This is a genomic window from Paenibacillus sp. J31R34, assembly GCF_059383715.1.
In genome coordinates this window covers 564,808-589,168 of sequence record NZ_JBXENU010000001.1, presented here as the reverse complement: position 1 = coordinate 589,168, position 24,361 = coordinate 564,808, and the positions used below count along the sequence as shown (strand labels likewise).

Below are 24,361 nucleotides of genomic sequence, written 5' to 3'. Positions count from 1 at the left end.
GCCTCCCTTTAATCCTTACTAAATCTATAGACTATAATATATATCCTATCAGATTTTCACTTTTATGCAAAGTGGAATAAAGTGAATTCTTTTATTTTTTTAATCCATCCGTTTTCATCAAAAAGCACAATGGAACTACACACAATTGGATTGGATAATTCCATTATAGAAAAAATGTAGGGATGATGTGTATCAAGCTAGCATGAACCCCTGATTCGGGATGATCGCTTTGAAGACGTCATTTTTTTGCGCCTTACTTAACCTCCTGCTCAAACACCAGCTTCCCCAGCGGCAGCTCCATGAATTTCGCATAAGCTTCTGCACGCTGTTCAATGCCCTCCTTAAAATCATCAAAAGGTTCAAAGGGATGAATGACGACATCAATCCCCTTCTTCTTAATCGTTCGTTTCCATGTGCCTACGACTTGTCCATTAACTACAATCATCGGCAAAAACACGCCATTATTGCCAGGAACAATTCGCGGAGCAATTTCAGGCTTCAACACGGCGCTGCGTTCCTTATAGCCTAAAATAAATTCATCAAAGCCAGGCAGCAAATAAACGCCGGAAGCTTTACCCTGTTGCTCCTCATCCTTCGTATGCCTCTTTTCCCCCTGCTCTGTCCAAGCACCGGCTGTCTGCTTTACCATCCAATAGTCATTCCCGTCCATTCGCTCACTATCCAGCTGGCCTTTTATGGCTACCAGTCCTTCCCTTGCATCCGCAAGCGTCATCCCTGTCCACCAGGCAAAATCATGAATCGTAGCAGGGCCATGAGCGGTAAAATATCGCAAAGCAAGCTTCGCAAGCGCAGCTTCACGCGTCAATTTCTGCGCATCAGTAGCCCATTCATCTAGCAACACGAACGTTTGCTGCTTGCCGCTTATCGGTCCAAAGCAAATCAGCCCTTTATAGGCGCTATGCCATAAAATATGATAACCCCGCTGGCTGTCCGTGCGTATGCCCGCCTGCTCCAACTGTTCTAGCAGTTCTCCGCGCGAAACCTGCGCTCCCCTTTGCAGCATATTGCGAATCAAGCTTTCGCTGCGCGTAAGCGTTGCATCATCTAACTCAAGCTGCTCCCTCCGCCGTTTCGACTGCTGAAGCAAGCGCGGGGCAGCGAGTGACAATCGCCATAATACATCCTCCGTTGGCACAAAATGAATCGTTCCGCGCTGCGTCCAGGTCAGTACCATCTCGCGGCTTGCAATGCTCTGCTCAACCTTGGACAGCGTTGCTCCAGGCGAACGCAGGCCAATTGCCCACATTGCCTGCATATAATCCTGAGCCTGCACAGCGCCGAGCTGCTGGACTACCTGCTTAGGTGACCAATTGCTTTCAACTGATGCTATCCCTTGATTTTTCAGGCGAAGTCCTGCTATCCTGTTTATGTTCATCCGGCACCCCCTCTTGCACAAAATCCATGCATTTTGCTTCCATTTTACCACAGGGTACGAATGCCGTTTCATCTTCATCGAAACAAGCCCACGGTTCCAAAACTGAAAATGTTACAATTTCGATACATTTTCTACATATTTCGAAACAATTGCCCGTTATAATTCGTCATAGGGATCACTTAAGGAGGCATTTTTGAACATGAAGATAAAAAGAACAGGACAGGCTCTGACGGTTCTGCTGCTGCTGTTTGCCTTTGGCTGTACTGGCGCACAAGAAACGGGATCGCCCATAGCTAGCCAATCGCCAGTGAGCAATACGAATACCGATGCTGCTGGGACAGCGGTGGATAATGCTGTGCAAGAAACGTCTGGTACCGTTGAGGATTTGCTTGTCGTAGCGAACCCTGCTGCTGCTGTCGTACTTGTAAACAAGCAATACAGCTTGCCAGAAGGTTATGAGCCGCAGGATTTGGTATATCCTGATGTGGCATTCACCTTCACTGAGAAAATCGATAAGCGCATGCTGCGCAAGGAAGCAGCTGACGCTTTGGAGCAATTATTCGCCGGAGCAGCTGGTGATGGCATTAAGCTAGCTGGCGTTTCCGGCTATCGTTCTTATGATCGCCAGAAAACACTGTTCAACAATTATGTGAAAAAAGATGGCGAAGAAGCCGCTCGCATGTACAGCGCAGTTCCGGGTACGAGCGAGCATCAGACCGGCCTTGCCATTGATGTTACGGGTGCAGATGGCAAATGTGCGGCAGAGGATTGTTTTGCGGGTACGCCTGAAGCGGATTGGCTCGCAGATCATGCATGGGAATATGGCTACATTATTCGTTATCCCGAAGGAAAAGACAGCATTACCGGCTACAAATATGAGCCTTGGCACATTCGATATGTCGGCAAGGAGCTGGCTAAAGAGCTTGACGAGCGCGACATTACGCTCGATGAATATTACAATGCGGTTCCGGTATCCGAGAAACGTTAATACGCATAAAAAAAAGCGGCCGCTTAGCCGCTTTTTTTTATTTTCCCCCTTCGAATTCTCTTAAATATACTGCTCGTCCGTTGCCAGAATGGAATCCAGCAGCCCTGGAAAACATAAGTCGAGATTGTCCCGGCGAATGGAATAGTAGTGCTGCTTGCCTTCAATTCGCGGCTGAATGATTCCTGCTTCGCGCAATATTTTGACATGATGCGATAGCGTCGATTTGGACAGATGCTCCACCTCGAAGGAGGAGCAGTTTTTCTCTCCTGTCCTGGCAAGACATAAAACAATTTTAAGCCGAACAGGGTCGCTCAGCGCATGCAGCACCGATGTGAGCTTCATTTCATTGGCTTCTGGTAATTTTACAGTTCTCATACTGCCCAACGTATCATATCTGGCTGCATGTTTCAATGTTCGAGTTTATTCAAACTATTCCTTGCACTCCTTTAGCGGGTTATGCTAAGCTGTCATCAGTTCGATAATTATCAAACTAATATTTATATCTGCGTAATGTGCGCAAGGATTAGGAGCAATGACGATGAACAACACGACAAAACCAGCCGTTTTAGACGATTATTTCCAACTTTTTGACGCTTCCCGTACGGATGAGCAGGCAATGGAGAAGCTGCTGGCTCTCTTCACACCTGAAGTAGAGATTGTTTTAAATGGCACTAAACGTATAGGCTTCGAAAGCTTCATTAAGGCCTTTCACCAATTCAATAATGACATTAAGCATATGTGGGACAGCTGGGAGCTGCAGGGCAATGGCACTTACCAGACCAACTGGGCAGTATGCGGCAAAACAGCTGAAGGTGCTGTATACGCTAAAACCGGGATTGATATCGCCAAACTAACAGACGACGGGAAAATCATGTATTTGGAAAACGTCCAGGATGACAAAAGCGCTTTTAAAAAATATGAATAAGCAAACGAATCAGCCCTGTCGCTTTCCTCTTGGAAAACGACAGGGCTGATTGATTTAGGGCTGCTTATTTCGTAAAACCACTGTCCGCTATACAGGTCATCAATATAAAATTCACATTTGCCTCCTTTAAAAAATCTTTCCCTTGGGCAACATATAAGCGCAACGGAATATTTGAATGAAAGGAGCCGCAAACCCATGCTGCTCGTTTATGCTGTCGCCCTCCTGCTTGGAGGATTATTCGCGGTAAATGCCGTATTCGCTTATCAGAGCAAGCATATTGATCCTCTTTTCTGGGCCACGATATGGTATCAGTTCAAGCTGCTTCCAGTCATTTTTGCTGCAAATGTCATGATTGGATTTGGCGTCAAATTTTTGTATAAAGGATTTGGAAATTTGACCTTTGCTCTCACCTTGTCAAAAGGCATTGAAATTTTGGTCTGTGTAGTCATTGGCATAATATTTTTGCGGGAGATGCCCAATTGGAAAACAATTGCAGGCCTTGCCATCGTCGTGCTTGGCTTCTGGATTACGAAGCTCAAATGAGCGTTATCTATCCCAAGCATTCCTGGAAAAAAGCAAACAGCCTAAAGCCGCCCCGTTATAGCAGGCGTTCGCTTTAGACTGTTTATTTTCATTAGTTCAAAATTTCTTCGTTCTGCACATTGCTCTCGCTGATCAATTCAAAGGCTGTTCGTATTTTCTCAATGTAAGCAGGATCATTGCCGGTACACATAAAGCGAACGCTGCCGCTTCTTACGCCGCCTACCATGCCTACTCGGCTTAGCAGCGCCGTGAGGCGTTTTATCGTGCCCGCATTGCCATCTATAATCTGAATGTGTGGCGGCAATATTTCGCGAAGCAGCCCTTTATAGAAGGGGTAATGGGTACAGCCCAGGACGACAATGCCATAACGGTCCAAATCATACCCAGCCAGCTTGGAGTGGAAATAGTCGCCCATAATGCGCTTGTCAAACTGCAAGTCCTCACAATAGCGGACAAGCTCAGGAAGCGGCAAGGAATCTACAATCCCCTCATCGTCTACCCGTGAAACAAGAGCATAATACTTAGGCTGCTGCAGCGTTAGCGGTGTCGCGAACACCAGCACCCGCTTCCCCGTCCTGCGGTTCATCTCAACCGCTGGCTTAACCGCCGGCTCCATGCCGACAATGGGAAAAGAATACATCGTTCGCAGCTCGGCAACAGCAATGCTGGTCGCTGTATTGCAAGCAACAACCAAGGCATCAATTCCTTCGCCTACCATCGTTTCCACAGCCTCCAGAATAAAAGCTCTGACTTCCTCCTTCGACTTCGTTCCATAAGGAACATGCAAATTATCAGCCATAAAAAGATAATCCTGAGCAGGGAGTCGTCGAAGCGCCTCAGCCATCACGGTTAGCCCGCCAATACCCGAATCCAAAAAACCAATTTTCATTTTTATCGTTCCCTAACTTTTGTAATAAAGGCTTATACCAGCATAGCGCGATAGCAGGCTATAGGCAATATCCGTAAAGAAGATTTCAGCAGCATACGCTAATAAACGAATAAATTTTTTCAAAAAAAGAACCAACCAGACGTTCCTGATTGGCCTTTTCCCCTATTATATATCATTCTACTTACATTTTTTAATAGACACCAACAGCATTATAAGCTTGCTTAACTGAAGCTACTTGCGTCGAAGTTGCGCCGTACAGCTCCGTTGCCGATTGGATGACTGCTGCACGAGTGGCGGAGAAATTAGAGAATGTCGACAAATAGTACACAAGCGCATTGTAATAAATTTGTACTGCTTGTTCCCTGCCAATACCCGTAACGCTCACCCCGCTAAACGTTCCGCCTTGCGCCAGCAAATAAAACGCTTTGTTGTTAATGCCGCTATTTATATGCACGCCGCCATTGTCAGCGGAACCTGTATAGCGATTGCTGTAGTGGGCGGGCTGATTATACAAAGTTGGATTGGCTAGCGAGCGGAGCGCATCTCCCGGAATGCCTGGCGTATACACATCATCCCCAATCAACCAGCCGTCCCCTTCAATGGAGTTGCCGATAATATCGGAAATTGATTCATTAATAGCTCCCGATTCGCCGTAATACTCCAGATTCGCCGTATATTCCGTTACGCCATGCGTAAACTCGTGGCCGACTACATCCAAATCGCCAGACAACGGCTTAAAGGTTACGCCATCGCCATCGCCGTATACCATTTGCACGCCATTCCAGAACGCATTGTTATAGTTCGTATAATAATGGACCGTAGAACGGAGCTGCAGGCCATTGTTGTTCAAGCTGTTGCGGCCGAATTTTTGGAAATAATAATCATAGGTTTTAGCTGCATAAGCATGAGCGTCAACGGCTGCTCCATCCGTCCAAATGTTCGTTGATCTGGAGAAAATCGTTCCTGGAAGCGACAGCCCATTATTTGCATTATAAGTTATAATGCCGTTCCCGCGCGTTGTATCATACAGCTGATAATTGGAGCCAACCTGCCTCGTTTCAAATGTTTTGCTGTCTCCGTTCACACCTGTTCCCGTACCCGTTATATGATGCAAAATATTATATTTAAACAATACGCTGCCTGTCTCCGCCGCGATAAAATATCTAACCCGCAGCGGCTCAGGCTCCAGTACATTCACTTCTGTAATATAAGATAATACCGGCTCGCCATCCTGTACGAAATAATACAAATCTGCTTTAGGAGTCGTTTGCGGCTCGCCAAGCGCGCCATACTCCTGCGCCACGTCAGCCTCGGCGGCGGCAATCGCGTCTGCTTCGCTAATCGGAATGACCGGAACGAGCGTTTGCGGCAGCTTTTCCTGCACATTTTCAACAACGCTGCCGAGAAGGGACGTCACCTGTCCTTCACTATCAACATGCAGCGTCTGATCGGCACCATATACAGGAATGCCCGACGCATATTGGCTCAACCTAAAATGGATCGTCCCGGTTGTACCATTGGTCTGCTGCTCTACAATACGGAAATGATCACGAATGTCGCCCTCTGTGCCAACATTCAATCTGTCTCTTACACTTTCCAAATAGCCCCATACCTTTTCCTCAGGCGATACAGCCAAAGGAGCTACCCAATCCGGCGTCGTAATGAAAATTTGCGAGGAATCAGTAAAATTTGGCTCGCTATTTTCTTCTGCTGCGACTATCGAGGCGAATGAACCAAATACCAGCATACCTGCAACAATAGAAGCTACTCTCTTTTTCATAAAAATACACTCCTCCAATATGAATACTAGGATATAAATGTAAGTGAGTACCTGTTGATTTTCATTCAGGCGGATGCCAAAGCTGTTATCTGGGATGAGAGACGGTTGCGACGGACCACTTACCTTTCATTGCTAGTAGTCAGCTATAAACCTATCACCTGCCTAATAAGGAAATTTTTACAATCTCTTGAAGCTGATTTCATATTACACGAGAGTCTTTCATTTGTGAAGCTTTTTTTGATAATTTTGGAAATTTCTTCTAACCTTCTATGTAAGATTACGTTAAGTTATTCGCCCTATGTCTTCCATAATTAATCTTTCCAAAAGAGGATTTTGGAAAACTTTGACGAATGATGACAGGTATGGAGAGACTATATAACTATAGATGGGAGTCATATTTTTGCAAACACCACCTAGAAGACCGGGAACAACGCCCTATAGGCCCGGGCAGCCCTCAGCAGCGAGGCCTACCAGTGCCCAAACTCAGCGGCCAGTTGCCAATCCGCGAGTTGCTGCCGGACAAGCAACTGCATCAGCACGTCAAGCCGCTCCTCCCGTTGCCACCCAGCCCGCACCACAGGCTGTACCAGCAGCGAACAAAAATCAGCCGAAAAATAGGCTGGCCTTAGCGATTATATCGCTCATTTTTGGCATTATCAGCGTATTGCTGTGCGTTGGAGGCTTGTTCAGTTTTATTGGGACGGCATTAAATCCATATGCCAGTGATACCGCTGGAATGGCCAGCGTTGTGATTTCTGCAATTCTTATTTTCATTTTTAGCCTGCTCGGATTTATATTCGGTCTGGCCTCCAAGCGTTCCTCCAGCGGCAAAGGCATGGCGATAGCAGGCATTATTTTATCCGCGCCTCCACTGTTTCTGACGGTGCTTGGGGTAGGCGGCTTTATGTTTGCTGCGATATTCGCAATGTATTAAGTTAACACTTGGCAACACTTTTCTTGAAGTAAATAAGCCTTCGCATTCCATTTGGAATGCAAAGGCTTATTTTGTTTTTCTAGCTTGATATAAAACTATTGAGCTGCTACTGCTTCAAAATTCCCGGCAGCACTTCAATCAGCTTCTCTCTTGCAAGCGGATCAGTTGAAACGCCTAGGCTTCCATCAATAAAATAAACTTTCCCTGCTTTAACTGCCGGGAGATCTCTCCAGATCGGCTCAGTGATCATTTTTTTCGCCGCTTCGCCTTCTTCTGCATCAATGTAGACGATGAAAATGCGGTCGCCAGCCAACTCCGGCAGCATTTCGGCAGATATATCGACATAGCCATAGCCTTTTGGATCCTCAATCAGCTTTTGAATCGGTTCAGTCGGCTTAAAGCCGTCCTTATCATAAACAAAGCTTGCTAAATAGCTGGTTGTGTATACGCTCAGCCTGTTCGCCGTTAACATATGCTGAAATACAGAGGCTGTTTCACCCTCTTTGATCGTTCCATCCGTCACCAAAGCCTTCCACATGTCAGCCACTTTCCCATTATGCTCGTTTAGAAAAGCATCTGCCTCCTTTTCATAACCGAACCATTCGCCAATTCGTTTAATACGCTCTGCCATCGGGTCCCATTCGTTCGTTACGAGAACCGGAGCAATTTTGGACATCGCTTCAATTTGTGCGGCATCCGTAACCGAGGTAATAATAACATCCGGCTGAATACCAAATAACAATATATCGCCTACCGTATTGTCTGTATATACGACCCGCTGCGGCGAGCTAGGAATTTCAACTTTTCTGTCTGTTGAATCCGTCACGGTTTTCGTTGCTGCTGCCTGTGATTCCGTATTTCCCGTTGCGGCTGGCGCTGCTTCTCCCTGCACCGAGTTAGCCCCGTTGCTGCTGCCACAAGCGCTAATCATTGTTGCCATTAAAATAAACATAAGACTCGTCCATAACCATGGTGTCTTGTTCAATAAAGCTTTCATTTTGCACCAATCGGAAGGCTGATGGACGAATCGGATGCATTGTAATGAATGGACATTTCGTGTAAAATCAATTCCATTGATAACTATTCTCAAAAATAGGTGTTTGTTTTGAATTTGAATATGCTGCATGCCACGAGCCCGGTAAACTCACTATCCTTTCAACTGCATGGCATGCTGCAAGGCAGCTTTTCTCACCCATTAATCGTACCACAGCAGGAGCTTACAACGTACACGCTGATCGTCGCACAGCAAGGGGAAGGTGTCCTGACTTGGAACAACGAAGAGCATTCCTTAATGTACGGCACCTGCTTTCTGCTAAATCCACACTGTACGATTGAGATAAAAAATACAGATCAATCCCCGCTATCGCTGTGGATTTTAACCTTTTCCATACATACGAACGAGAGTCATCCGCCTTCCCTTTTAAACGCTGGGGAATTTAGCGTCCCGTCCTTCGAGGCGTTAATCCGCGAGCTTAAGGAAATCGCCAAGCACCAGCATACAGCTGATGCTCAGGAGCAAATGGCTGCACATAGCAGCTTTCAGAAGCTGATGGGCAGCCTGCTTCAGCATCTGGGACGACACAAAAAAGCAGAAAACTCGCGACAGGCTGTGCTGGAAATCATCGCTATGTTGAAGGAGAATTATCAGCAGGACGTATCTGTTGAGGAGCTTGCTGGGCAAGCCAAAATCAGCATTCGCCGATTTACCCATTGGTTTAAGCTATTGACCGGCACCAATGTTTCCGGCTTTATGACCGCTTTGCGGATAAATCAAGCCAAGCAGCTGCTGCTGAGCGGCGAGCGCCTGCAGGAAATTGCCGATACAGTCGGATACCGGGATGAGTTTTATTTTAATCGGCGCTTCAAGCAAACCGTAGGGATATCACCCGGCCAATTCATTCGCAATCATAAAAAACAGCAGGTTAACATTTGCGCGATGAGCTGTCTCGGCCATTTGCTTGCGCTAGGCATTCGCCCCATTGCTGCTGCCAAAAACCTAGCGAACAATTTGCATCTTCGCGAGCTAAGCTCCGATATCCACAAGGTCAACAGCATCCCTATGCAGCTTGAGGAAATAGCCAATCTTCAGCCGGAGCTCATTCTTGCCCCTTGTCAAAACGATTACGACAAGCTGTCCACCATTGCTCCAACCCTATTGTTGTCAGGTAATGAGCATAACCCGCTCTGCCTGCTTCAAATGCTTGGAGAAACGTTCAATAAGCAGCAGGAGGCTGAGCAGTGGATTGTGCAATACAATCGGAAAACGGAGCGGCATAAGGCGCGATTAGCTGCTATTTTTGCAAGTGACGAAACGTTCTCCTCTATTGAAATTCGCTCGGATTCGATTTATGTGTTCGGCAATTTCTGGTGCAGAGGCGCCTATAATTTATATGACGGCCTGGAGCTCGCCGCCCCAGCTATTATTCAGCGGGAAATGATTAACAAGGAAGCCTATCGCATTATTTCGGAGGAGCAGCTCCCGCTTTATGTGGGCGATCATCTCTTTTTGACGGTAGTTGATCCCGATCGTTTTAAGCAATTATCCGCTACATTATGGTGGAAATCTCTTCCTGCAGTGAAGAATAATCACGTCTATCACACGCAATTGGAAAAATTCCGCGTTAGCGACCCTATTTCGCTGCATAAGCAGCTGGATACGCAAATGAAATTGCTGCTTGCACGCTGATTACGCTAATTAAGAAGCTTCAAGGCTGATTTCAGCTTGCATTCAACAGATCATGCTTGTATACAAAAGAAAGAACGTCGAGCCCAACGCTCGTCGTTCTTTTGTTCACTTGCAATCCTATTGGACCTTAAACCTCATGTGACCATCTTACCTTCAGGCTCTGGAACTATACTGCTTAGTTAACCTGCTCATGAAGCCTGCTTGGCAGCGGATTGTGCATTAGGAATGCTTTGCCTGCCTGGCCCTGCAACGAATGCAGCCACAATGCCAAGAACAGCGAAGACCATACTTAGCATAAATCCATGATTAATCGCGGTTCCCAAAGAATCACGTACGAAAGCAATAATATCTTGCGGAACATTGCCTGCCCCTCGCACGAGCTGTTCTGGATTCGCCAGCGTTGCGATCTGATCCTGTGGAATGTGGTGCTCAGCCGCTCCATCCGACAGCAGCGTCTTCAAGTTGTTGTTGACTATGGTCGCCATGATGGATGCGCCGAGAACGCCGCCAATGCTGCGCCAGAAACCAACGATGGACGAGCTAATACCGATGTATTTGCGTTCCACGCTTGCCGCCATAGCTGTCTGCGACATGCTCATCAAAGGGCCGATAGCTCCGAGTCCAAGCAGTATCATAAGACCAATCATATACCAATTGGAAGCATCATGGCTAACCGTACTGAGCAAGTAGCTGACGATAACTCCGGCTGCCATTGTGAAAGCAATAAGCGTCCGATAAGCAAATTTGGATTGCAAGAAACCAAACAAAACCGCTCCGGATATTAACGAAACCATCATCGGAGTCAACAAAGCGTTGGAGTTTTCATGCCCTAATACGGCGGTTGAGAAAATCGGCAAATAAGCAATGGCCGAAAACATAATCGCTCCCTGACAGAGACAGGCGAGACATAGCCCTACGACCATCCGATTTTTGAACAAAACTAAGGGCAATATCGGCTCCTCTGCACGCAGCTCAACGGATATGAACAGCAAGCCCACGATAACCGACACCGCGAACAGCGATAAAATCTGCCAAGACGTCCACGCGTAGTCCTTGCCACCCCACTCCAAAGCGAGCATCAAGGAAATGGTGCAAATGATGAGGAATGCCGTTCCTAAATAATCGATTTTTGGCTTCCGCTCCGAACGAGATTCCTTGAGGGCAAAGAGCAATACAAGAAAGGATACGATGCCAATCGGAACATTGACGTAAAAGCACCATCTCCAGCCCCAAGCCTCCGATAACAACGTCCCGATTTGCGGTCCTGCAACGGAAGACAAGCCGAAGATACCGGCAAAAACGCCAGCCATTTTGGAAGCTTGCTTCGGATCGGCAAACACCGTGTAAATGATCGTAAAGCTGATTGGAAGCAGCGCCCCCGCACCAATTCCTTGAATAGCCCGGAACACGATTAATTGTGTTATATCCTGCGCCATGCCGCATAAGGCTGAACCAAGGAGGAAAATCGATATGCCAATGAGATAAAATAGCTTGCGGCCGAATAAATCGGACATTTTGCCAAAAACGAGCATCATGCTCGTTGACGCGAGCATATAGGCGGTAAATACCCAGCTGACCTGCTCAAATCCGCCAATATCTTTAATAATATGGCTCAGTGCCGCAGAGGTAATCGTGTTGTCGAGAGACGACATTAGCAGGCCGAGTGCCATAGCCAATACGATCAGCCCTGTTTTTTCCTTGGTCATGTTGAACCCCTTCTCCTTATAATTGAGCTTTCAGCTTCTGTAATCCTTCTACCAAAATTCGATGAGAGCTCTCCTGATTGGCAATACCGATTGTGATACACAGCTCTTGGGTAGCATTCATGTTCGGTTTCCAGTTTGCATAATCTGCCGTTAATTGGGCAATCTCTTCCTCCTGTTTGGCAATCGTTTTCTCCAGCCATTGAATCACTTGCTCCTGATCTGCCCATTTTCCAAAAACGAGCCTCACCATAAAATCGGATTTCGTTTCCACAGCCTGGATATCGCTTTTTAAATAAAGCATAAACTGTTCCCGGCCCGCTTCCGTAATCGTATACACATTTTTATTCGGCTTCCCATCCTGCAAAATGCTCTCCTTCGTAATTAATCCCTGCTTCTCCATCTTGCCGAGCGTCGGATAAATCGTTCCATAGCTGGCATTGTAAAAATAAGAAAACAGCGTTTCAAATTTGTGCTTGATTTCGTAACCCGAACAATTTTCATCCATTAAAATTCCTAAAATCACATCTTGGCTGTTCAAAAAATTCCCCACCTTCTTTGTAAATATCATTGCGCAAACTTATATTAACACAAAGTATATATCAGTTCAATATATAAATGTTCAGCATATTCCGGTAAACGATATGAAAAGTAACAGTAGTCAAGCAGCTTCATGGCTAAATTCGTTATGCATTCAGCAGTTCATGCCTGTATGCAACAAAAAGAACGGTGTTCCAATGCTCACCGTTCTTTTTGTTCACTATTATTTTTAATCTATTCGGCTGGCTATTCGCTCTCTTCGTCCTCCGTTACGCCTAACGCGCGATTTTTTTCTTTAAACTTCTCATTATGCGAGGATACATAGGCCATCATCGGGGCTTCCGGGTCCAAATATTGCTTGGCGCTATTGAGTGCCATAATGCCATCCGTAAATGTGCCAGCGATCAGCTCAACTTTACTGCCATAGGTTACGAAATCGCCTGCGGCAAATACGCCCGGCAAATTCGTTTCCATATGTTCGCCGACGGTTACATGCCACGCTCCGAGGTCAAGACCCCAGCCCTCCACTGGCCCGAAATCGCATTTCATCCCGTGATTGACGATCACCGCATCGATCTTCAGCAGCTTACGTTCGCCTGTTTCCAAATGAGCGATGGTCACCTGATCAATGCTAGACCCATTGCTGCTTTGCAGCGCTTCTACGGTATATGGCGTACAAATTTTCACCGGGGAGCTTCTCATGTTCGAGACGTTTCGCTCATGACCGCCGAATTGGCTGCGGCGATGTACAATGGTGACGCTTGCTGCAATCGGCTCCAGTTCATTCGCCCAATCAACTGCCGAATCGCCGCCTCCCGAAATGAGCACATGCTTGCCGCGGAAGCCTTCCAGCTCCTGAACGGTGTAATACAAATTCGTTACTTCGAAACGGTCTGCTCCTTCGATTTCCAGCTTGACCAGCTTGCGGGCTCCATAACCTATGGCCAAAATAACGGTTTTCGTATGATGCTGCTCGCCGCTCGATGCCATCAGCACAATCGTGCCATCCTCCTGCCGCTCAAAGCCTGAAATTTGCTGGCCAAGTACGATCGTTGGCTCGAAGGTTTTCGCTTGCTCTACTAATTGAGCGATCAATTTTTCTCCACGGATCGGGGTTATACCCCCTACATCCCAGATCATTTTTTCAGGATAGGTTAAAATTCGTCCTCCGAGCTCCGGCTGTGATTCGATCAGCTTTGTTTTCAAGTCGCGCATGCCGCTATAAAAGGTTGTGTACAATCCAGCCGGACCGCCACCGATTATCGTTACATCATAAAGCTCCAATTGTTTATTCATCTTCTGCCGCCAGCTTCTATAAGTTCGCTGGTAGTATAGATTCATTTTCCGCTGCTGACAATGGACACAACTGCTTGCCTTAACCAGATAGCCAGCCTTAAAGTACAAAGTAGAAAGCATCGTTCCATTTGTTTCTTTTCCTCCAACCCCCTATAATCGAAAGAACATATAGATGAGGAAAGTAGGAAAATAAAGATGAACCTGTCATCATTGCTCCCGGCTATTGAGCCGCTGGATTTAAGGAGTTGCCTGGTGTCACATAATGGCAAGCTTATCATCGAGCATTACCGAAATGAGCGTACGAGAGAAGAAATTGCAAAAGTTAATTCCTGTACCAAAAGCGTCGTTTCTGCGCTGATTTGTATCGCGATGGACAAGCAGCTTCTGCCGGGGGCATCGACGCCCGCCGCTTCATTTTTCCCCCAGCTTGCTGAAGATTCTGATCTGCGAAAACAAGCGATCACGCTGGAGCATCTATTGACGATGTCTGCTGGCTTCAACTGGACGGAGTTCGGCGGGCAAAACTCCTTCCCCCGGATGACGCAAACGCCAAACTGGATTCAATTTGCCTTGGAGCAGCCTTTGTCGGAGGAGCCTGGCTCACGAATGGAATACAACTCTGGCATCTCACAAATGCTGTCCGCCCTTCTCGCACAAGCAAGCGGCATGACCACTGCTGCATTTGCCAAGCGTTACCTGTTCCAGCCTTTAGGCATTTCCCAATATGAATGGGAACATGATCCACAGGGCATTCATACAGGGGGCTTCGGACTAAAACTGCTGCCTGCCGATATGCTGAAGCTGGGACAGCTGTATTTGCAGCAGGGTGCATGGAATGGACAGCAGCTTATCTCTCAAGCTTTAGTAGAACGCTCCGTCTATCCTGCAATAGCCGCTGAGTCTCCTCGTCATGGCCAGTACGGCTGGCATTGGTGGGTCGATTCTTATTCAGCAGCTGCGGACTCCGCTTCGCCTTCTGCTTTCGATTTTTATTATGCTTTAGGATTTGGCGGACAGACGATTACCGTTGTCCCCAGCCTCCATATCGTCGTAGTCGTCACCAATGACAGGCTGAAAAGAGGCAAGCCTCCAGCGGATGTTTTCCGCCAACACATTGCGCCGCTGCTCATACAGCAATAATTTGAAAACCAAGACAACTTCCCTCGCGGACGTTGTCTTTTTATGTCGTATAGTTTTCCAGAGCGCAAGCCATACTGGTAAATGTAAGAAACCAGGACATGGAAACTAGGTGAGCGAACATGACAACCGAGAATGGACATACGGGGACCAGCACTCAGGATACGATGCCGTCCGTGCCACAAAGTGGACAATCAGGCAGCGGGGATGGGAAACAACCGATTAACTCCACATTGGAGGACAATCTTCGTTATCTGGAATCTGTCTTTGACCGCAGCTCCGACATCATCTTTATGCATTGGCACTACGGCCCCGAAATGAAGCATAAAGCTTGCTCGATCTACTACAGCTCGCTCATTCAGGACGATACTATTAACTATATGAAAATATCGCTGCAGGATCTTGTAGCGCATGAAGTCGGACCCGGGATGGAAGCCGGAATTGACGAGGTCCGTTTTTTTTTCGAAAACCATGGCCCTTCCGGTAAAAAAGTACAGCTCGTAAACGATTTAGATGCTGTCGTAGGCAGCATTTCCAGCGGACAGCTGCTCATTTTATTCGATGGATGGAATCAGGCACTCAGCTTTAAAGCCCAGTCCGTTGAGACGAGACAGGTCAATGAGCCCGTCAATGAATCGGTCGTGCAGGGGCCTCGGGAAAGCACCGTTGAAAACCTGCAGAAAAATTTAGGACTGCTGCGGCTGCGGCTGAAAACGCCGAAATTCAAAATTGAGCTCATGAGCGGCGGCGGCGATACAAACACAACGATCGCATTCGGTTATTTGGAAGGCAAAGTGGATAACGAAATGCTCGCCGAGTTTAAGAAGCGAATGGAGCTCATTAAGACGGTCGATGTACTGGAAACCTCCTATATCGAGCAGCTTATTGAAGATTCCAGCTATTCTCCTTTTCCCCAGCATCGCTATACAGAACGAACAGACATGGCTGTGGCAGCGCTATTAAACGGCAAAATCGTCGTACTCGTGCAAGGAACCGGCGGCATGCTGATTTGTCCAGGCATGTTTACTGAATTTTTCCAATCCAGCGAGGATTATTACCAGCGTACGGTAATTTCCACGATGATACGCTGGCTGCGAATTATTGCCTTTATTATCGCGTTGTCGCTGCCCAGCGTCTATATTGCGCTATCGACCTTTCATCCCGAGCTTATCCCGACCGTCCTGCTGCTTGCGGTACTGAATGCGCGTGAGGGATTGCCACTCCCCGCTTTCTTCGAGGCACTGCTGATGGAATTTTTCTTCGAGCTGATGCGTGAGGCTGGGGTGCGTCTGCCAAGAACGGTAGGCTCTGCTGTCAGCATAGTCGGGGCACTCGTCATTGGAGACGCAGCGATAAGCGCCGGGATCGCTTCCCCCATTATGGTTATCGTCGTCGCGCTGACAGGGATTGCCTCCTTCTCCATTCCACAATACGGCATTGCTATTGCGCTTCGCATTTTACGCTTTCCGCTTATGATCTCCGCAGCGCTGCTCGGCGGGTTTGGGATGATGATTTGCTTTCTGTTTATTTTGCTTCATCTATGCAAGCTGAGATCGCTTGGTCAGCCTTATATGGCTCCGCTCGCACCTTTTCGACTGGTCGAGCTTCGCGATGTCATTATGAGAATCCCGCTTAAAAGGCTGCTGCATAAGCCGCAAAAAATGCATCGGCAATAAGTACCTGCTGCCAGCCGCAGCAATCTAAAAATATGAAAAAGAATGGATCGATATGAGAAAACAAACGGGCGATTTCCCCCTTCCAGCCTCACTAATCATCATGCTGACACTACTCTCAACTGTGCTTACGGGCTGCTGGAGCAAATATGAGCTGACCGAGCGTGGATTTGTGATGGGCGTCGCACTGGATGAAACGAAGGATGGAAAAATCGAAATGCTGACGCAGATTTATCGGCCAGCCTCGGTTGAAACCGGCAAGTCAGCGACAACCCAAACGTCCAGCGTCAGCATTCGAACGCATGATGACACGGTGATGGAGGCGATTCGAGACATACCCATTCATTTGGGTCGCAAAGCCCAGTGGAGCCATACCAGAATCATTATTGTTGGAGAAAAGCTGGCAAGAAATCAGGATTTGGGCAAAACACTGGATATTTTTTACCGTGATCATGAGCCGCGCAGCAGCGTTAAGCTGCTCATCTCCAAGGGCCCAGCCCACAAAATGCTGGAGAAGCAGCCGCTTATTGAACAAACGACGGCGCAGCAAATTTTGCGAACAGAAGAGTTTTCTTATCTCAACGCAGCTAAAACGATGGACACCACTCTACTTAGCTTGCTGCTGCAAAGGGAAAGCGCTCATCCCGACGCTGTCCTCTCCTATGTATACAATGAAGCTAGCCCAGAGGAATCGATGTCCACTGCGGGGCTTGCCCTGATCAAGGATGGCAAGCTTAAAAAAATTATGCCCCCGGATAAAGTGGAAGGGCTGCTCATGCTGCGTAACGACTATCATTCCGGCGTGCTAGAGACACCCTGCTCAGGCATGAAAGGGGAAAAGGAAACCGCCGAAGTGCTCTCGCTTCAAACGGCGATGACAACGAAGATCCATGACGGTCGGCCCCAGGTGAGCTTTCATATTAAAGGAGAGCTTGCGATTACCGAACTGAAATGCTCATCGATTATATCGTTCGAGGATGAACAAAAATTTATTGAGAAATTTTCAGCAGCCATTCTTCGGCAAACGGGGGGAACGCTCCGTTTTTTACAAAAAAATAAGCTTGAGGTTATTGGTATTGGCAACCAGTTGTACCGTCAAAGCCCAAAAGAGTGGCTGAAGCTGCAGCAAGACTGGGATGAGCAGTTTGCACAGCTGCGGATTGAAGTTAAAGCGGAGCTTAAGCTTGTGACAGGCGGAACGATAAACAGCAGGCCATCCTCATAACTAGTAGAAAGGACAAATGCGATGTGGGAAAGAACGCTGGTTGTGGCAGTAGTTTTTGGGGGAATGCTCATTTATGACAGCATCACGCTGCGCGGGAAAACAACGAAGAAGGATAAGTGGATCTATGCCTTAATAGTATCTGCTTGCCTTTACATGGCCATTGATTATGTAGTAAACAAGGACTGGCCCGATTATTTTGACATCGTTGAGCAAATTTTGGACGGCCCCGCTAAACAGATTAATAGCATGCTGGGCGGACCTGGTTAAGAAAACAAGGAGAGGAGTTCCTTTGAATTGAATGTTCAAAAAGTCAGTTCTTTTCAAATAGCTGTGCTCCTCTATGTATTTTTGACTGGGGCTGCGGTCATATATGTACCTGGTCCGCTAATTGGCATAGCTGGTGCTGGCGCATGGATATCCCTGCTGTTTTCTGGCGCAATTGGCTTTATCATTCTCATGATGCTGTTTTATTTAAGCCGCCGCTTTCCTGGTCGGGATTACGTTGACTACAGCCGAGCGTTAATTGGCAACGTACTGACGATGCTTTTTGGTCTTGCAGCCATCTCTTATCTATTGCCTATGCAAGCTTCTATCATCGAAGGTGTTGGCTTGTTTATGGTTAGCGCCATGATGAGAGAAACGCCCTTATACCTTTTCTCCTCCCTTGTGTTTCTCATTGCCGCTTATACGGCACGCGCGGGAATTGAGGTAATAGCACGCATGTTCTCCCTCATCATGCTTGTGACTACTTTCTTCATCATCATCGTACTTGTATTTGCGCTCCCTGAATACCAGCCGGAACAATTGCTCCCCCTTTCTCCTAAAGGGATGCTGCCGATCACTTACGGAGCTTATTTTACGTTCGGGCTTCCTTTTGCCGAGGTGACTATGTTTGGGATGCTGCTGCCATTCGTAGCAGGGAACACGTCGACAAAGCGGCTGCACCTATCCCTATCGCTTGCTCTAGCTGCCAGTATAATCACACTTTGCGCAGTGACGGTATGCATATTAATGGTATTTGGTCTGACAGCTTCTTTCAACCCATTCGTTCTATATTCCGTAGCCCGGCTCATTGAATTTCAAGAAATTATACAGCGTATTGAATCCGTTATCGGCATGTCGCTCATTCTCGGTTCCTATATGAAGGCAACCATTTCTTTATACTTGCTAAGCTTGTACATCACGAAGCTTTTCCGGCTAAAAGACAACAATACGCTCATTATGCCGCTTGCGCTGTGCGGCTTGCTATTGGGGCTGGTCACTTACGATAGCAATACGCATTGGAACAATTTCTTAATGGAATTTTATCCACTATGGATCGTGCTTGTCATCGTTGCTCCGCTGGTCCTTGTCACCGTTGTGGCAATGCTTCGGCCAGCGAAGCGATAAAGGGCAGATTTAAAGCGAACATTCGTTGATAAAACGGGGCACAGCTAAGAAAGGAGAGAATTCGGCTTGAATAAACAAAAGGTCAGTTCTTTTCAAATGGGCGTGCTTTTCTTTGTGTTCATGACCGGCTCCTCGATCATTTTTGTGCCTGGGCCGCTGATTGGAAAAGCGGGTGCTGCTGCCTGGCTCTCCTTGCTGCTGTCTGGATCAATCGGGTTTGGCATTCTAATGATGCTGCTGTATTTAAATCGCCGATTTCCCAGCCTGGATTACATTGACTACAGCCGCAAGCTGATTGGCAACGTCCTGACGGTGCTGTTAGGGCTGCTGACCATCTCGTATTTGCTGGAAATGCAAGCGGCTATTGTCGTAGGCGTAGGCCAGTTCATGATTGGGGCGATGATGAGAGAAACACCGATGTACGCCTTTACTTCCCTTATTTTTCTTATCGCTGCTTTGACAGCACGTGCAGGGATAGAAGTTATAGCCCGCATGTTCACCCTGATTATGCTGTTAACTTCTTTTTTCATGGTCGTCGTGCTGCTGTTTGCCATTCCTGAATACCGACCTGAGCAGCTGCTTCCGATCCTGCCTAAAGGCATGACGCCCGTCATGGCAGGAGCCTACTATACGTTTGGCTTCCCTTACTCTGAAGTGTTTTTGTTCGGCATGCTGCTGCCCTTCACTGCGGGGAAAAAACTGAAAAAAAAGCTGATGACGACCTTGTCTATCTCCTACGCGGCAAACCTGATCGTACTCTGTGCTGTGACGGTGTGCACATTAATGGTATTCGGCACAAGCGCAGGAGCTGGGCCCTATATGCTGTACTCCATAGCGCGGCTCATTGAATTCCAGGAAATTTTCCAACGGGTGGAGTCCATTATTGGCATGTCGCTCATTCTCGGCTCATATATGAAGGCGACGCTTTCCCTCTATGTGCTCAGCCTCTTTATGGCAAAGCTTTGCGGCATGAAGGACAACAATGTCATCATTATGCCGTTAGCTTTGACAGGCTTTCTGATGGGGCTCGTCACTTACGACAGCAGTACCCAGTGGGGACACATTGTAACAGAAATTCATCCGATATGGACGGGACTCGTACTGCTAGTTCCGCTGCTTGTCGTATTGGTTGTCGCGATGTTTCGGCCAACTAAGACATAGAAGAGGAACGTAAAACTTCTTTTAAATAACCCGTCAGCTCTCGGGCTGCTTCCGCATGGGCTAATTTGCCGGGATGCTGTCTTGCTCCCCATGTTTCGTCCCTTGTATTGGGAAGCTGAAAAATGGATACCTGCTTATCCCCTGTTTGCATGCTATAAGCGTTTACAGCTCGGTAAATAGCTGGCATCATCGGTAGACCCAGCATGCCGTAGGCCCATATGATAGGCGCATTTGGGTTATATGCTCTAAGCTTAATAAGGAAGCGCACAACCGCCTCCTCAAATGTTATTAGATCCTCATCCTCAAATGTCCCATCTGTCTTTAATCGCTGCTTGTAAGCTTTGCCAGTCGCAGTGTCCACCCATTCCGGAGAATGAAAAGCGCCGCCATCATTCGATCCCAAATTCACGACGACGACATCCGGCTGCCAGGAGTCAAAATCATTTTTGTCAAACGCGCCTAAAGCTTTATTGTTCTCGCCAGTAAGAAGGCCGCAAACCTGTTCGTAATAATCAGGAAGATTGGCATGCGGATTGTTATCCCAGCTTGTAAGCACGCCCCATCCGCTTTGAGAAAGGACACGGTACTCTGCATTCAGCGCTTCCGCTGTCATTGCCGTATAATTGTCAACGGCGCTAAACCACATCGGAATCCAGTCCGTCTCGGCTCTCGCTCCAATGGCCCCTTCTCCAGAGGTAATGCTATCGCCTATAAATTCGATGCGATATGGCTTTGCTTCAATCGGGGCAAATTCGCCGTCAGCCTTCACAGCGTGAATCTGCAAGAGGCAGCTGGAATCGGCGCTCATCGCCTGTACATCCTTTACGATGCGAACATTTTTAATCGCGGCCTTGTTCATGCCTCTAAACATACAAACCCAGTACCTGCCCGCCGTTAACATTTGTCTGCTCACCGGCATACCGTTAATCAGGATGCTGATCCAAGGCTCATACTGGTCGTAATTCACCTCTACTTCTATCCAAAGCTCAGACCCCTGTGCATTTAATTCAACGGAGCTTCCCGTCCAAAATAACGTTAATGGAGAGAGTCTGCCTGTCGTTCTTCCATGAACCTTAAGATGAGCGATATCCGATAACGCTTGTACCTTTAACTGTTCCTCTTTTTGCATCATATGCGCCTCCTCATTTCTTTTTTTCGTAGATATCAATTTGATTATTATGATTATCCAGCCCATCGCTAATTTTATGAAAGCCATTCTTTTGCCAAAATGAAGCTCCTTTATGGTTGCCATGCTGAACACAAAGTCTGACTTTATCTATACGTTGTGCTGGCAATTCGTCATCTAATAATTTCAATGCTAGCGTTCCAATTCCTGCCCTTTCATGCTCCTTATGAATAATAAGCAGTCCAATCCACGGATGAAGATCATTCGGATTTTGCGGGAGATACGTAATCATTCCAACACATGCGTTATTTTCAATCAAGTGAAACATTTTTTCGCCATGTTCGAGATTTTTCTCATTTTCTTCCCTAATATCTTCGTCTGTTTGAAAACGCTTACCAATGACTAAGAGATTAAACTCAGGCTGTGAATTCATCATCGTCTTTTGAATTTTTATACTCTCTGTCGATAGAGGGTCAGTTACTAACTTTAAGTGAATCAGCTTCTACACCTTCCTTAGCTTAAAATGGAGCACGGTCTCACGCCAGCTTCTCCCATTTCGCCCACATTTCAGGCGGATTCAGTTCGTAAATTTCGTTTTCCCTGAACATGAATTGGTGCATGATAAATTCTCTGCGTATGGTGGCGAAATCCTCGTGATAGCTTTTAATGAACGCATTGATTTCTTTTTCGCTGTATTTTCGGCCTGTCTCTAGCTCTGATACCAGGTGCTCCAAGACAATTAGCTTTTTCTTGAGCTGTGCGGGGATGTGCTTCAATTTATTGTCTAGCGTGAAAAAGTTTTTAACAACAGAAAGCTGAAGCCGCTTGTTTTTGTCATCCTCCAAAATATCCGTACCTCCTTTTGTTTTTGTGTTTTTATAAATCAGCTCGGCAGCCGCTGTGGCACTGTTTTTGATAAAGTAATCATTTAAAGTAAAAAAGATCGTGTTTTTCTCTCTTCGCTCATTAATCAAGCTTGCTTCACGCAGCTTTGCTGCATGATGGGTAATCGTAGCCGGGGAGACGCCTAGCTTTTCGGCTAAAACCTGACCGTTAAGCTCTCCTTCCGATAGCAAAATTAAAATTTTGATCCTTGTTGGATCGGCAAGCGCTTTATGGTAAGCGACCACTTTGTCTAATTGCATTTTTTCACCTCCTGATCGAATAACTGACGCATGTCATTAAACTTATATCTAATTTCGCTGTTATATAATTTAATAAATGTCTAATTAGATATTATCTTAATTAGCTTCTCAAAGTCAACCGAAGAGGAAATTTTTGCGAATCTTTTGAACAGCCTGTTTTTATTTTAGCTCTGGTCGTTTAATATAAGAGGAGTTCCCTCTTTCCCCTTTATAATGAAATAAAACCTAATGAATAAGTTGGAGGTATGCTGCCGGATGAACATTCCTGAAGCCTTTATAAAACCGTTTCCCGCGTATGAGGATGTTTTCTATGACGATATTGAAAATCATCGCAAGCACTTTTTGCCCATTTGCTCCATTCATTTGAAATGCATCGATCCTGAGCTTGATGAATGGCTGCATGTCGTATCAGCCAAGGAAATTTATGAGGGCTGTGTGGGTGACAGCACGCAAAGCTACCATACCCTTTTTACGAAAGAAGATATGCTGGGGTTTGATGTCATAGATGGAAAATACAAATTTGAGGCAGACTGGAATTACTTCACCTTGCATCAGCAGCAGCATTCAGCAGACTCTGAGTTCGATGAGGGCTTGAAGGCGGCCTATGAGCAAAATGATCTGGATTATCTTATCCGAAAGCAATTTTACCAAAACAATCAGAAAATTTACCCCTATTCCCGATTTAGCGAAGAATTCTCCTCGGCCGAGGAACTGCTAGCGGATTTTAACAAAAAGCAAGCGGATGGTTGGGGACTGAGCTACCCCGAGATTAATGGAATATGGGATGATATCGCGTTTATGTCCGATGAAGCCCAAGAATTTATGCAAAAATATAATGAATCGATAGAAGAGCTGCGCAAGTTCGAAAACACCAATCTATTTCATGTTCCCAAAAAAGCAAACGGAGAGGTCTTTGATTATATCGGCTCAATAACCGGCTATTATTTTCAGGCCTATGGCGCAGATAATGTATTTTTGTTTTATGATAAAGAGCTGCGCAAGGCTGTCATTTGCTTTGAATACACCTAAGCCAGTCCCTCTCTTTCAGCAGCAAACGCGGCGACCTTCGCCTCCATCTGCTCTCTCTCATCAGCGAACTGCTTGTGGCGGTGGCCGTTAGCCCCGGAAGGATGGGGAAATCCCCACAAGCAGCGCTTTTCCTCTAGCATATCCCCCAGTTCCTTGCTGTCAACAAGCTCTTTGAGCATCGTTTCCACCGTTTTACCTAAAGGAATAATAAGTGGTTTATGCAACAGCTTCAGCTCAGCCTTAATAAATTTCAGCGCATAATCATGCAGAAAAACATTGCCCGCAAGCGGGGGGTTATGCCCCGTGTAATTTTTCCCAGCTACGAATACCGGATATTTGAGCAGCGAAGTCGTATGCAAGAGCGGATTATTTTCAGCAAATAGAGCCTCGCTTTCTGGAAGCCCAAAATACTCTGGCAGCTTCAAGCTGTCCAGCATGTGCATCAGGTTGCGGCGCATCGCACCGGAAAATCTGGCGGCGATTTTGGCGGCTTTGCACACCTCGTCCGAGGGTTTATTTTGCTCCAATGCGAGCTTTGCCGTTCGGTAGGCCAGTTCCATCTGGGTCCAGCCGGGCGTAATGCCGACAATTAAAAGGCTCGCCGATCCATTCCGATACTCATTATGAGGGGCGTAAAACATTTCAACCTCCCCCTCACGGTCGATAAGCAAATCCGGAACGAGCAAATCAGCAGGCTCATATCGGGACTTCAGCGGCAGCGATTTTATAAACGGCTCATAGTGCAAATACTCAGTGGATAAAGACAATGGCAAACCTCTCCTCTCCATTCCGCTGT

The 24,361-nt window shown here is 46.8% G+C and carries 24 protein-coding genes; 12 read left to right on the top strand and 12 right to left on the bottom strand.

Features of this window, described 5'->3' with window-relative positions; translation table 11 throughout:
* Positions 1-253 precede the first annotated feature (253 nt).
* Positions 254-1,396 (bottom strand): winged helix DNA-binding domain-containing protein, encoded by a 1,143-nt coding sequence (locus tag AC50YG_RS02475; RefSeq protein WP_494824469.1) that lies wholly within the window; start codon positions 1,394-1,396, stop codon positions 254-256.
* 199 nt (positions 1,397-1,595) lie between these two features.
* Here AC50YG_RS02475 and AC50YG_RS02470 point away from each other — a divergent pair, with 199 nt between their 5' ends.
* Positions 1,596-2,384 carry a M15 family metallopeptidase gene (locus tag AC50YG_RS02470; RefSeq protein ID WP_494824468.1) on the top strand — a complete coding sequence of 263 codons (789 nt, stop codon included), beginning with the start codon at positions 1,596-1,598 and terminating at the stop codon, positions 2,382-2,384.
* A gap of 60 nt (positions 2,385-2,444) precedes the next feature.
* Here AC50YG_RS02470 and AC50YG_RS02465 read toward each other — a convergent pair whose 3' ends face one another.
* A complete protein-coding gene (locus AC50YG_RS02465) occupies positions 2,445-2,759 on the bottom strand; it encodes an ArsR/SmtB family transcription factor (RefSeq protein ID WP_494824467.1) in 315 nt (104 codons plus the stop codon).
* Positions 2,760-2,922: 163 nt separating this feature from the next.
* Between AC50YG_RS02465 and AC50YG_RS02460 the strand changes: the two genes are divergently transcribed.
* On the top strand, positions 2,923-3,309 hold the full coding sequence (locus AC50YG_RS02460; protein WP_494824466.1) for a nuclear transport factor 2 family protein: 387 nt from the start codon (positions 2,923-2,925) through the stop codon (positions 3,307-3,309).
* A 195-nt stretch (positions 3,310-3,504) separates the two neighbouring features.
* Complete coding sequence (locus AC50YG_RS02455; protein WP_494824464.1) at positions 3,505-3,852, top strand: hypothetical protein; 348 nt, start codon at positions 3,505-3,507, stop codon at positions 3,850-3,852.
* A 91-nt stretch (positions 3,853-3,943) separates the two neighbouring features.
* Here the strand turns inward: AC50YG_RS02455 and murI are convergent, their stop codons facing one another.
* Both murI and AC50YG_RS02445 read right to left on the bottom strand, forming a co-directional pair.
* Positions 3,944-4,741, bottom strand: coding sequence for a glutamate racemase (murI, locus tag AC50YG_RS02450; protein ID WP_494824463.1), 798 nt, complete (start codon positions 4,739-4,741; stop codon positions 3,944-3,946).
* Between the two features lie 190 nt (positions 4,742-4,931).
* Positions 4,932-6,521, bottom strand: a complete 1,590-nt coding sequence (locus tag AC50YG_RS02445) for a M4 family metallopeptidase (protein ID WP_494824462.1) — start codon at positions 6,519-6,521, stop codon at positions 4,932-4,934.
* A gap of 400 nt (positions 6,522-6,921) precedes the next feature.
* On the opposite strand from AC50YG_RS02445, the gene AC50YG_RS02440 reads away from it, so the two are divergent.
* The gene (locus AC50YG_RS02440; RefSeq protein ID WP_494824460.1) at positions 6,922-7,455 is read left to right on the top strand and encodes an Asp23/Gls24 family envelope stress response protein; all 534 of its coding nucleotides are present in this window, start codon (positions 6,922-6,924) and stop codon (positions 7,453-7,455) included.
* A gap of 106 nt (positions 7,456-7,561) precedes the next feature.
* Here AC50YG_RS02440 and AC50YG_RS02435 read toward each other — a convergent pair whose 3' ends face one another.
* The gene (locus AC50YG_RS02435; RefSeq protein WP_494824458.1) at positions 7,562-8,407 is read right to left on the bottom strand and encodes an ABC transporter substrate-binding protein; all 846 of its coding nucleotides are present in this window, start codon (positions 8,405-8,407) and stop codon (positions 7,562-7,564) included.
* Positions 8,408-8,560: 153 nt separating this feature from the next.
* On the opposite strand from AC50YG_RS02435, the gene AC50YG_RS02430 reads away from it, so the two are divergent.
* Complete coding sequence (locus AC50YG_RS02430) at positions 8,561-10,141, top strand: helix-turn-helix domain-containing protein (RefSeq protein WP_494824456.1); 1,581 nt, start codon at positions 8,561-8,563, stop codon at positions 10,139-10,141.
* A gap of 188 nt (positions 10,142-10,329) precedes the next feature.
* On the opposite strand, the gene AC50YG_RS02425 is transcribed toward AC50YG_RS02430, so the two are convergent.
* The 3 genes from AC50YG_RS02425 to AC50YG_RS02415 form a co-directional block, all read right to left on the bottom strand.
* On the bottom strand, positions 10,330-11,847 hold the full coding sequence (locus AC50YG_RS02425; RefSeq protein ID WP_494824454.1) for a DHA2 family efflux MFS transporter permease subunit: 1,518 nt from the start codon (positions 11,845-11,847) through the stop codon (positions 10,330-10,332).
* A gap of 16 nt (positions 11,848-11,863) precedes the next feature.
* Positions 11,864-12,385 (bottom strand): PadR family transcriptional regulator, encoded by a 522-nt coding sequence (locus tag AC50YG_RS02420; RefSeq protein WP_081418542.1) that lies wholly within the window; start codon positions 12,383-12,385, stop codon positions 11,864-11,866.
* Positions 12,386-12,630: 245 nt separating this feature from the next.
* Positions 12,631-13,680 (bottom strand): NAD(P)/FAD-dependent oxidoreductase, encoded by a 1,050-nt coding sequence (locus tag AC50YG_RS02415; protein ID WP_494824451.1) that lies wholly within the window; start codon positions 13,678-13,680, stop codon positions 12,631-12,633.
* A gap of 252 nt (positions 13,681-13,932) precedes the next feature.
* On the opposite strand from AC50YG_RS02415, the gene AC50YG_RS02410 reads away from it, so the two are divergent.
* The 6 genes from AC50YG_RS02410 (at position 13,933) to AC50YG_RS02385 (ending at position 20,265) form a co-directional block, all read left to right on the top strand.
* A complete protein-coding gene (locus tag AC50YG_RS02410; protein WP_494824449.1) occupies positions 13,933-14,820 on the top strand; it encodes a serine hydrolase domain-containing protein in 888 nt (295 codons plus the stop codon).
* 119 nt (positions 14,821-14,939) lie between these two features.
* Entirely contained in the window at positions 14,940-16,493 is a 1,554-nt protein-coding gene (locus tag AC50YG_RS02405) for a spore germination protein (RefSeq protein WP_494824447.1), read from the top strand.
* A 52-nt stretch (positions 16,494-16,545) separates the two neighbouring features.
* Complete coding sequence (locus tag AC50YG_RS02400) at positions 16,546-17,715, top strand: Ger(x)C family spore germination protein (protein ID WP_494824445.1); 1,170 nt, start codon at positions 16,546-16,548, stop codon at positions 17,713-17,715.
* A gap of 21 nt (positions 17,716-17,736) precedes the next feature.
* Entirely contained in the window at positions 17,737-17,982 is a 246-nt protein-coding gene (locus AC50YG_RS02395; protein WP_494824443.1) for a hypothetical protein, read from the top strand.
* Between the two features lie 27 nt (positions 17,983-18,009).
* Positions 18,010-19,104: a GerAB/ArcD/ProY family transporter gene (locus AC50YG_RS02390; protein ID WP_494824442.1), complete on the top strand. Its 1,095-nt coding sequence runs from the start codon at positions 18,010-18,012 to the stop codon at positions 19,102-19,104.
* Between the two features lie 66 nt (positions 19,105-19,170).
* Positions 19,171-20,265: a GerAB/ArcD/ProY family transporter gene (locus AC50YG_RS02385; protein WP_494824440.1), complete on the top strand. Its 1,095-nt coding sequence runs from the start codon at positions 19,171-19,173 to the stop codon at positions 20,263-20,265.
* Here the strand turns inward: AC50YG_RS02385 and AC50YG_RS02380 are convergent.
* From AC50YG_RS02380 to AC50YG_RS02370, 3 genes are all read right to left on the bottom strand, one after another.
* A complete protein-coding gene (locus tag AC50YG_RS02380) occupies positions 20,255-21,394 on the bottom strand; it encodes an SGNH/GDSL hydrolase family protein (protein WP_494825271.1) in 1,140 nt (379 codons plus the stop codon). The two genes, AC50YG_RS02385 and AC50YG_RS02380, sit on opposite strands and share 11 nt — an antisense overlap.
* 13 nt (positions 21,395-21,407) lie before the next feature.
* On the bottom strand, positions 21,408-21,827 hold the full coding sequence (locus AC50YG_RS02375; protein ID WP_494824439.1) for a GNAT family N-acetyltransferase: 420 nt from the start codon (positions 21,825-21,827) through the stop codon (positions 21,408-21,410).
* 100 nt (positions 21,828-21,927) lie between these two features.
* A complete protein-coding gene (locus tag AC50YG_RS02370) occupies positions 21,928-22,536 on the bottom strand; it encodes a metalloregulator ArsR/SmtB family transcription factor (protein WP_494824438.1) in 609 nt (202 codons plus the stop codon).
* 255 nt (positions 22,537-22,791) lie between these two features.
* Between AC50YG_RS02370 and AC50YG_RS02365 the strand changes: the two genes are divergently transcribed.
* Positions 22,792-23,565, top strand: a complete 774-nt coding sequence (locus AC50YG_RS02365; protein WP_494824437.1) for a siderophore biosynthesis protein — start codon at positions 22,792-22,794, stop codon at positions 23,563-23,565.
* Here AC50YG_RS02365 and AC50YG_RS02360 read toward each other — a convergent pair.
* On the bottom strand, positions 23,562-24,353 hold the full coding sequence (locus tag AC50YG_RS02360) for a uracil-DNA glycosylase family protein (RefSeq protein WP_494824436.1): 792 nt from the start codon (positions 24,351-24,353) through the stop codon (positions 23,562-23,564). The genes AC50YG_RS02365 and AC50YG_RS02360 overlap by 4 nt on opposite strands.
* Positions 24,354-24,361: the final 8 nt, after the last annotated feature.